General features: G+C 53.7%; 3 protein-coding genes. 1 reads left to right on the plus strand and 2 read right to left on the minus strand.

Annotated features, from left to right (window positions below; all coding sequences use genetic code 11):
- Window positions 1-120 precede the first annotated feature (120 nt).
- Window positions 121-408, minus strand: coding sequence for a type II toxin-antitoxin system RelE family toxin (locus AC1DSG_RS31090; RefSeq protein ID WP_038979200.1), 288 nt, complete (start codon window positions 406-408; stop codon window positions 121-123).
- Window positions 409-419: 11 nt separating this feature from the next.
- Complete coding sequence (locus tag AC1DSG_RS31095) at window positions 420-710, minus strand: Phd-YefM (protein ID WP_027925020.1); 291 nt, start codon at window positions 708-710, stop codon at window positions 420-422.
- A gap of 525 nt (window positions 711-1,235) precedes the next feature.
- On the opposite strand from AC1DSG_RS31095, the gene AC1DSG_RS31100 reads away from it, so the two are divergent.
- On the plus strand, window positions 1,236-1,444 hold a 209-nt coding region (locus AC1DSG_RS31100), incomplete at its 3' end, for a DUF3077 domain-containing protein (protein ID WP_477794283.1).

The following is a 1,444-nucleotide window of genomic DNA, read 5'->3' on the forward strand; positions in this document are numbered from 1 at the left end:
TGATGTCGACTGTCAGACCGCTATCGCGAGCAAGCTCGCACAGAGGATGGTCAGTGGACTCAAAATCGCCGCGCACAAAAAAAAGCCCCCGCTACCTTCACGGCAACAGGGGCTTCCTACTTATAGGCGACGCTCTGCTGCGTCATAGACCTCTTCGTCACGTCGGGCCCCGACTGCGACGATCAACACCTGAATCGCCTTGCCATCGACTCGATAAACAATCCGCGTGTCGCCTGTCCGGATCCGTCTACAACCTGCAAGGCTGGCTCTTAGGGGCTTTCCGCTCTTGTCCGGTTCACCATTGATAATCCGCTCTTCGATCACATCAAGAATGCGGTTCGCCGCCACAGCTCCCAGCAGATCCAGATCCTTCTGAACCTCCGGATGATAGATAACGCCCCAAACCATCCACAGCTCCTTTAGTCTTTCTTGGCGTACCGCGCCCGCATATCGTCGTGACTGACAGCCTTGGCCTGATCAAAACCGATCAGTCGCTCTCGAGCCGCTGCTTCAACCCGAAGGTCCTCAAGCTCGTCGAGCATTTCCTGATACGCATCGACATTGATAATGACCGCTGCGGGTTGGTTGTCTTTGAAAATGACCAGTCGTTCGGTGGCTCGGCTGGAAATCTCCTTTAGCCTCGCACTAAACCCCCTGACCATCGCAGTCACCGAAATCGCTTGGTCAGCACGCTCCAGTAATGCCGTCATACTCACCTCTCCACACACTCATGCAAATTTGAACACACAGTTCTACGCAGAGTATTGCGTTTAATTCGACATACAGCAAGCTGCAAAAAACGCGAATTTATCATCCGACGTTTTTCATCCTGAGAAAAAGTGAGCCGAAGGACGTGTAAACACTCTCGCCGTGTTTAGTTTCGTTTACTTCTAGTGTCGGAATATCGGATGACGCCCGCAGACCCTGTAGGCAAACTCCGAATCGTACGTTTGGGCACTTTGATGCCTTGTTGCGCTTTTCTTTGACGGGATAGTCTTCGGCCATCGCTGCCAATGCAGTGATCGGGTGTGGTAACCCGGCAAAGCAAAGTGCAACAGCGCTCCCAACACGATTTCATGCGTTTTACGCCTGTAATCCAGTGTCATGGCGGCTGTGCGTGGGAGACCTTCGGGTCTGCCGGTTTCTTTGCTCTACCGGTTTACCACCCTGCGTACAGCTGCCACCTATTCGTGTGGTAACGAATGCGGCAGCTCCTCGTTTTAAGGAGCGAAACAATGAGCAAAACAAATCCGTCTACACCTTCGGACCTGAAAACCATCGGTTTCACCCCACTGATCTACTGCCCGGATCAGGCGTTGTTCAACGTCCGCGCCGGCGTCCCCATAGCCGAAGCATTAGCCCAAGCCTCCGACCTGCTGTTCCTCGGCAAATCATTCGCCGAAGATGCCGCCTACACAAAAGACACCGACCGCCACGCTTGGGC

The organism is Pseudomonas sp. P5_A12 (assembly GCF_056400685.1).

What these genes read in the sequence shown, in the direction of transcription:
- AC1DSG_RS31090 (WP_038979200.1), bottom strand. Translation starts at nt 408, where the DNA reads ATGGTTTGGGGCGTTATCTATCATCCGGAGGTTCAGAAGGATCTGGAT.
- AC1DSG_RS31095 (WP_027925020.1), bottom strand. Translation starts at nt 710, where the DNA reads ATGACGGCATTACTGGAGCGTGCTGACCAAGCGATTTCGGTGACTGCG.